Origin of the sequence: Pseudomonas sp., from assembly GCF_049300855.1 — a bacterium.
In the GTDB taxonomy this organism is placed as follows: Bacteria; Pseudomonadota; Gammaproteobacteria; order Pseudomonadales; family Pseudomonadaceae; genus Aquipseudomonas.
In genome coordinates, this window is the sequence record NZ_JBAQKH010000027.1 from 229,300 (window position 1) to 235,371 (window position 6,072).

The window sequence follows — 6,072 nt, forward strand, 5'->3', positions numbered from 1 at the left end:
TCTACCTAGCAGTGTTCAAGCATCAACCGCTTTTTGGGTCGACTTGAAGACACGAATTTTCTTGCCGTCTTCTACTTTGAAACCAACGCGGTCAGCCTTGTTGGTTTCGCCGTTGAAAATGGCGACGTTAGAAGCGTCCAGTGGAGCTTCTTTTTCGACGATACCGCCTTGCACGCCCGACATCGGGTTAGGCTTGGTATGACGCTTAACCAGGTTCAGACCGCCAATAACCAGACGGTTATTAGCAAGAACCTTAAGCACCTTACCGCGCTTACCTTTGTCTTTGCCGGCGATCACGATGATCTCGTCGTCACGACGAATCTTTTGCATGTCGGATCTCCTTACAGCACTTCTGGGGCGAGCGAGACGATCTTCATGAACTTCTCAGTACGAAGTTCACGGGTCACTGGCCCAAAGATACGGGTGCCGATCGGCTCTTGCTTGTTGTTCAGAAGAACAGCAGCGTTGCCATCAAAGCGGATAATGGAGCCATCAGCACGACGTACGCCGTGACGAGTGCGGACTACAACAGCAGTCATCACTTGGCCTTTTTTCACTTTACCGCGAGGAATTGCTTCCTTCACGGTAACTTTGATGATGTCACCGATACCAGCGTAACGACGATGGGAGCCACCCAGCACCTTGATGCACATAACGCGGCGAGCGCCGCTGTTATCGGCCACATCGAGCATGGATTGAGTCTGAATCATATAATTTCTCCGACCCCTAGTCCTTAGACTTCCACAGCGCGTTCGAGAACATCAACCAGCGCCCAAGACTTGGTCTTGGCCAAAGGACGAGTTTCACGAATAGTGACTTTGTCGCCGATGTGGCACTGATTGGTTTCGTCGTGCGCGTGCAGCTTAGTCGAACGCTTAACGTATTTACCGTAGATCGGGTGCTTAACGCGACGCTCGATCAGTACGGTGATGGTTTTGTCCATCTTGTCGCTGACAACACGGCCAGTCAGCGTACGGACAGTTTTTTCGGCTTCAGCCATGATCACTTACCTGCCTGCTGGTTGAGCACAGTCTTCACGCGAGCGATGTCACGCTTAACTTGCGAGAGCAGATGAGACTGCCCCAACTGGCCAGTTGCTTTCTGCATACGCAGATTGAACTGGTCGCGCAGCAAGCCGAGCAGTTGCTCGTTCAGCTGCTGTGCGGATTTTTCACGAAGTTCATTCGCTTTCATCACATCACCGTCCGTTTAACAAAGGCGGTGGCGAGCGGCAGCTTTGCAGCAGCCAGGGCAAAAGCCTCACGCGCCAGCTCTTCAGAAACACCCTCGATTTCATACAGGACTTTGCCTGGCTGAATCTGGGCAACCCAGTACTCCACACTACCCTTACCTTTACCCATCCGAACTTCGAGTGGCTTCTTGGAAATAGGCTTGTCCGGGAATACACGGATCCAGATCTTGCCGCCACGTTTAACGTGACGGGTCAGTGCACGACGCGCTGACTCGATCTGACGAGCGGTGAGACGACCACGAGCTACAGACTTCAGCGCGAACTCGCCGAAGCTGACTTTGCTACCGCGCTGAGCCAGACCACGGTTGTGGCCTGTCATCTGCTTGCGGAACTTCGTACGCTTAGGTTGCAACATTTGGCGTACCCCTTACTTAGCAGCTTTTTTACGAGGCGCTGGTGCTTGTGGTTTCAGCTCTTCTTGGCGACCACCAATTACTTCGCCTTTGAAGATCCAAACCTTTACACCGATCACACCGTAAGTGGTGTGAGCTTCGTAGTTGGCATAGTCGATGTCGGCACGCAGGGTGTGCAATGGCACACGACCTTCGCGATACCATTCAGTACGTGCGATTTCAGCACCGCCGAGACGACCGCTCACTTGGATTTTGATGCCTTTGGCACCAATGCGCATGGCGTTCTGAACGGCGCGCTTCATAGCGCGGCGGAACATTACACGACGCTCCAGCTGCTGAGCTACGCTCTGCGCAACCAGCATACCGTCGAGCTCCGGCTTGCGGATCTCTTCGATATTGATGTGCACAGGCACACCCATTTGCTTGGTCAGGTCCTGACGCAGTTTCTCAACATCTTCACCCTTCTTCCCGATAACGATACCTGGACGAGCGGTGTGGATGGTGATACGTGCAGTTTGGGCCGGACGATGGATATCGATACGGCTTACGGACGCGCTTTTTAGTTTGTCTTGGAGATACTCACGCACTTTCAGATCTGCGAACAAGTAGTCCGCATAAGTCCGACCGTCTGCGTACCAGACGGAGGTGTGCTCCTTGACGATTCCCAGGCGAATGCCAATGGGATGTACTTTCTGACCCATCTCTTCGACTCCGTTACTTGTCAGCAACCTTGACAGTGATATGGCAAGACCGCTTGACGATGCGATCAGCACGGCCTTTGGCACGTGGCATGATGCGCTTCAGCGAACGCCCTTCGTTGACGAAAACGGTGCTGACTTTAAGGTCATCAACGTCTGCGCCTTCGTTATGCTCGGCGTTGGCTACGGCCGACTCCAGCACTTTCTTCATGATCTCGGCGGCTTTCTTACTGCTGAAAGCCAACAAGTTGAGCGCTTCGCCCACCTTCTTCCCGCGGATCTGGTCGGCGACCAAGCGGGCTTTCTGGGCGGAGATTCGAGCGCCCGACAACTTAGCGGCTACTTCCATTTCCTAACCCCTTAACGCTTGGCTTTCTTGTCAGCCACGTGCCCACGATATGTGCGGGTACCGGCGAACTCGCCCAGTTTATGGCCGACCATGTCTTCGTTCACGAGAACTGGGACGTGCTGACGACCGTTATGTACGGCGATGGTCAGACCGACCATCTGTGGCAGGATCATCGAACGACGCGACCAAGTCTTAATTGGTTTGCGATCGTTCTTTTCCGCCGCCACTTCGATCTTCTTCAGTAGGTGAAGATCAATAAAAGGACCTTTTTTCAGAGAACGTGGCACTGTCGTATCCCTCTATTTACTTGCGACGACGGACGATCATTTTGTCGGTACGCTTATTACCACGAGTCTTCGCGCCCTTAGTCGGGAAGCCCCATGGCGATACCGGATGACGACCACCAGAGGTACGACCTTCACCACCACCATGCGGGTGGTCAACCGGGTTCATGGCAACACCACGAACGGTTGGGCGAACGCCACGCCAGCGTTTGGCACCAGCTTTACCCAGCGAACGCAGGCTGTGCTCGGAGTTCGAGACTTCGCCCAGGGTCGCACGGCATTCAGCCAGGACTTTACGCATTTCACCGGAACGCAGACGCAGGGTAACGTACACGCCTTCACGAGCGATCAGCTGAGCCGAAGCACCAGCGGAACGAGCGATCTGTGCGCCTTTACCTGGCTTCAGTTCGATGCCGTGTACGGTAGAACCGACTGGAATGTTGCGCAGTTGCAGAGCGTTGCCTGGCTTGATTGGAGCCAGAGCGCCTGCGATCAGCTGGTCGCCAGCACTCACGCCTTTAGGGGCGATGATGTAGCGGCGCTCGCCGTCTGCGTAGCAGAGCAGTGCGATGTGAGCAGTACGGTTTGGATCGTATTCGATACGCTCGACAGTGGCGACGATGCCATCTTTGTCGTTGCGACGGAAATCGACCATACGATAATGCTGCTTATGACCACCACCGATGTGACGCGTGGTAATACGGCCATTGTTGTTACGACCACCAGTCTTCGATTTTTTCTCGAGCAGCGGTGCGTGAGGAGCGCCTTTATGCAGCTCCTGGTTGACCACCTTGACCACAAAACGGCGGCCAGGGGAAGTCGGTTTGCATTTAACGATTGCCATGATGCACCCCTTCCTTACTCAGCACTGCTGCTGAAATCGAGATCTTGGCCTGGCTGAAGGGAGATAACTGCCTTCTTCCAGTCATTACGCTTGCCCAGACCGCGAGCAGTGCGCTTGCTCTTACCCAGAACATTCAGGGTAGTGACGCGCTCTACTTTCACGCTGAACAGGCTTTCGACGGCCTTCTTGATTTCCAGCTTGGTTGCGTCAGTAGCAACCTTGAAAACGAACTGGCCTTTCTTGTCTGCCAGAACCGTAGCCTTCTCGGAAACGTGCGGGCCAAGCAGAACTTTAAATACGCGTTCCTGGTTCATCCCAGCAGCTCCTCGAATTTCTTCACGGCCGACACGGTGATCAACACCTTGTCGTATGCGATCAGACTAACTGGATCGGAACCTTGAACGTCACGTACATCTACGTGCGGCAGGTTACGAGCAGCCAGGTACAGGTTCTGATCAACAGCGTCCGACACGATGAGAACATCGGTCAGGCTCATGTTGTTCAGCTTGCCCAGCAGATCTTTGGTTTTTGGAGTTTCAACAGCGAAATCCTGAACCACGACCAGACGATCAGTACGCACCAGCTCAGCAAGGATGGAACGCATTGCTGCGCGATACATCTTCTTGTTCAGCTTTTGGGAGTGATCCTGTGGACGAGCTGCGAAAGTGGTACCGCCGCCACGCCAGATTGGGCTACGGATAGTACCGGCACGAGCACGGCCAGTACCTTTCTGACGCCATGGGCGCTTACCGCCACCACGAACGTCGGAACGGGTCTTTTGCTGCTTGGTACCTTGACGGCCGCCGGCCATGTAGGCCACGACTGCTTGGTGAACCAGCGTCTCGTTGAACTCGCCGCCAAACGTCAGTTCGGAAACTTCGATCGCTTGAGCGTCATTTACATTTAATTGCATGTCAGCTTCCCCTTAACCGCGAGCCTTGGCTGCTGGACGTACAACCAGGTTGCCGCCAGTAGCGCCAGGAACAGCACCCTTGACCAACAACAGATTGCGTTCAGCGTCCACGCGCACTACTTCCAGGGACTGCACGGTCACGCGCTCAGCGCCCATATGACCGGACATTTTTTTGCCCTTGAATACACGACCAGGAGTCTGGCACTGGCCGATAGAGCCTGGGACGCGGTGGGATACGGAGTTACCGTGGGTGTTATCTTGCCCGCGGAAATTCCAACGCTTGATCGTACCCTGGAAGCCTTTACCCTTGGACTGACCGGTTACATCAACCAGTTGACCAGCGGCGAAGATTTCAGCGTTGATCAGATCGCCAGCCTGGTACTCGCCTTCTTCAAGGCGGAATTCCATGGTGGTGCGACCAGCGGCTACGTTCGCCTTGGCGAAGTGGCCAGCCTGAGCTGCTGTTACGCGCGAAGCACGACGCTCGCCGACAGTGACTTGCACTGCACGATAGCCATCGGTCTCTTCAGTTTTGAACTGGGTGACGCGATTCGGTTCGATCTCAATGACCGTGACCGGAATGGAGACACCTTCTTCGGTGAAAATACGGGTCATACCGCATTTACGACCGACTACACCAATAGTCATGTTGTAAACCTCATGAGTGTACGGGGCTTTCACCCGCTATGGCCGCCCATTTCAGAGCGTTACACGACTAAGACCGAGTCTTAGCCGAGGCTGATCTGCACTTCCACACCGGCCGCAAGATCAAGCTTCATAAGTGCATCAACGGTTTTATCCGTTGGCTGGACGATGTCCAGAACGCGCTTATGAGTGCGGATTTCGTACTGGTCGCGCGCGTCTTTGTTGACGTGCGGAGAAACCAGAACGGTGAACCGCTCTTTACGGGTAGGCAGTGGAATTGGACCACGCACTTGAGCACCAGTACGTTTCGCGGTTTCCACGATTTCCTGGGTTGATTGGTCGATCAGGCGATGGTCAAAAGCCTTCAACCTGATACGGATTTGCTGATTTTGCATTGGATTTCAGACTCCGGCTGCTATTCCCACCGAGCGCAATACGCCCGTTAAAAGGAGGCGCAATTCTATAGACGCCCCAGATAGGTGTCAACCCAATAAAAAAGCCCCCGCTGAGCGGGGGCTTTTTCAATCCATCAAGCAGACTCTATAAAAGAGATTACTCGATGATTTTGGCTACGACGCCAGCGCCGACGGTACGACCGCCTTCACGAATAGCGAAACGCAGACCGTCTTCCATCGCGATGGTTTTGATCAGGGTAACAGTCATCTGAATGTTGTCACCTGGCATTACCATTTCAACGCCTTCTGGCAGCTCGCAGTTACCAGTCACGTCAGTAG

13 protein-coding genes and 1 pseudogene are annotated in these 6,072 nt (G+C 54.2%); all 14 read right to left on the reverse strand.

The features are described 5' to 3' along the window. Window positions 1-15 precede the first annotated feature (15 nt). A complete protein-coding gene (gene rplX, locus WA225_RS13990) occupies window positions 16-330 on the reverse strand; it encodes a 50S ribosomal protein L24 (protein WP_003176416.1) in 315 nt (104 codons plus the stop codon). An 11-nt stretch (window positions 331-341) separates the two neighbouring features. Further along, complete coding sequence (rplN, locus tag WA225_RS13995; RefSeq protein WP_002555479.1) at window positions 342-710, reverse strand: 50S ribosomal protein L14; 369 nt, start codon at window positions 708-710, stop codon at window positions 342-344. A gap of 23 nt (window positions 711-733) precedes the next feature. After that, window positions 734-1,000, reverse strand: coding sequence for a 30S ribosomal protein S17 (gene rpsQ, locus WA225_RS14000; protein ID WP_003176419.1), 267 nt, complete (start codon window positions 998-1,000; stop codon window positions 734-736). 2 nt (window positions 1,001-1,002) lie between these two features. Next, window positions 1,003-1,194 carry a 50S ribosomal protein L29 gene (rpmC, locus tag WA225_RS14005; protein WP_002555481.1) on the reverse strand — a complete coding sequence of 64 codons (192 nt, stop codon included), beginning with the start codon at window positions 1,192-1,194 and terminating at the stop codon, window positions 1,003-1,005. Continuing rightward, window positions 1,194-1,607: a 50S ribosomal protein L16 gene (gene rplP, locus WA225_RS14010; RefSeq protein ID WP_007896757.1), complete on the reverse strand. Its 414-nt coding sequence runs from the start codon at window positions 1,605-1,607 to the stop codon at window positions 1,194-1,196. The genes rpmC and rplP overlap by 1 nt, the downstream gene beginning before the upstream one ends. A 12-nt stretch (window positions 1,608-1,619) precedes the next feature. Beyond that, window positions 1,620-2,306, reverse strand: a complete 687-nt coding sequence (rpsC, locus tag WA225_RS14015) for a 30S ribosomal protein S3 (protein WP_003176422.1) — start codon at window positions 2,304-2,306, stop codon at window positions 1,620-1,622. A 13-nt stretch (window positions 2,307-2,319) separates the two neighbouring features. Beyond that, complete coding sequence (gene rplV, locus WA225_RS14020) at window positions 2,320-2,652, reverse strand: 50S ribosomal protein L22 (RefSeq protein ID WP_003103908.1); 333 nt, start codon at window positions 2,650-2,652, stop codon at window positions 2,320-2,322. Between the two features lie 11 nt (window positions 2,653-2,663). Continuing rightward, window positions 2,664-2,939: a 30S ribosomal protein S19 gene (gene rpsS, locus WA225_RS14025; RefSeq protein ID WP_003228731.1), complete on the reverse strand. Its 276-nt coding sequence runs from the start codon at window positions 2,937-2,939 to the stop codon at window positions 2,664-2,666. 16 nt (window positions 2,940-2,955) lie between these two features. Next, window positions 2,956-3,780: a 50S ribosomal protein L2 gene (gene rplB / locus WA225_RS14030; protein ID WP_003228734.1), complete on the reverse strand. Its 825-nt coding sequence runs from the start codon at window positions 3,778-3,780 to the stop codon at window positions 2,956-2,958. A 14-nt stretch (window positions 3,781-3,794) separates the two neighbouring features. Beyond that, window positions 3,795-4,094, reverse strand: a complete 300-nt coding sequence (gene rplW / locus WA225_RS14035) for a 50S ribosomal protein L23 (protein ID WP_002555488.1) — start codon at window positions 4,092-4,094, stop codon at window positions 3,795-3,797. Beyond that, complete coding sequence (gene rplD / locus WA225_RS14040) at window positions 4,091-4,693, reverse strand: 50S ribosomal protein L4 (protein WP_007918468.1); 603 nt, start codon at window positions 4,691-4,693, stop codon at window positions 4,091-4,093. The genes rplW and rplD overlap by 4 nt, the downstream gene beginning before the upstream one ends. A 12-nt stretch (window positions 4,694-4,705) precedes the next feature. Beyond that, a complete protein-coding gene (rplC, locus tag WA225_RS14045) occupies window positions 4,706-5,341 on the reverse strand; it encodes a 50S ribosomal protein L3 (protein WP_003228738.1) in 636 nt (211 codons plus the stop codon). An 80-nt stretch (window positions 5,342-5,421) separates the two neighbouring features. After that, the gene (rpsJ, locus tag WA225_RS14050) at window positions 5,422-5,733 is read right to left on the reverse strand and encodes a 30S ribosomal protein S10 (RefSeq protein ID WP_003186070.1); all 312 of its coding nucleotides are present in this window, start codon (window positions 5,731-5,733) and stop codon (window positions 5,422-5,424) included. A 157-nt stretch (window positions 5,734-5,890) separates the two neighbouring features. Next, a pseudogene (locus WA225_RS14055) lies at window positions 5,891-6,072 on the reverse strand (elongation factor Tu); the annotation flags it as partial.

Coding starts and splice junctions, on each gene's coding strand:
- rpsQ (WP_003176419.1), bottom strand. CDS start 1,000: ATGGCTGAAGCCGAAAAAACTGTCCGTACGCTGACTGGCCGTGTTGTC.
- rplP (WP_007896757.1), bottom strand. CDS start 1,607: ATGTTGCAACCTAAGCGTACGAAGTTCCGCAAGCAGATGACAGGCCAC.
- rplW (WP_002555488.1), bottom strand. CDS start 4,094: ATGAACCAGGAACGCGTATTTAAAGTTCTGCTTGGCCCGCACGTTTCC.
- rpmC (WP_002555481.1), bottom strand. CDS start 1,194: ATGAAAGCGAATGAACTTCGTGAAAAATCCGCACAGCAGCTGAACGAG.
- rplB (WP_003228734.1), bottom strand. CDS start 3,780: ATGGCAATCGTTAAATGCAAACCGACTTCCCCTGGCCGCCGTTTTGTG.
- rplN (WP_002555479.1), bottom strand. CDS start 710: ATGATTCAGACTCAATCCATGCTCGATGTGGCCGATAACAGCGGCGCT.
- rplV (WP_003103908.1), bottom strand. CDS start 2,652: ATGGAAGTAGCCGCTAAGTTGTCGGGCGCTCGAATCTCCGCCCAGAAA.
- rplX (WP_003176416.1), bottom strand. CDS start 330: ATGCAAAAGATTCGTCGTGACGACGAGATCATCGTGATCGCCGGCAAA.
- rpsJ (WP_003186070.1), bottom strand. CDS start 5,733: ATGCAAAATCAGCAAATCCGTATCAGGTTGAAGGCTTTTGACCATCGC.
- rpsC (WP_003176422.1), bottom strand. CDS start 2,306: ATGGGTCAGAAAGTACATCCCATTGGCATTCGCCTGGGAATCGTCAAG.
- rplC (WP_003228738.1), bottom strand. CDS start 5,341: ATGACTATTGGTGTAGTCGGTCGTAAATGCGGTATGACCCGTATTTTC.
- rplD (WP_007918468.1), bottom strand. CDS start 4,693: ATGCAATTAAATGTAAATGACGCTCAAGCGATCGAAGTTTCCGAACTG.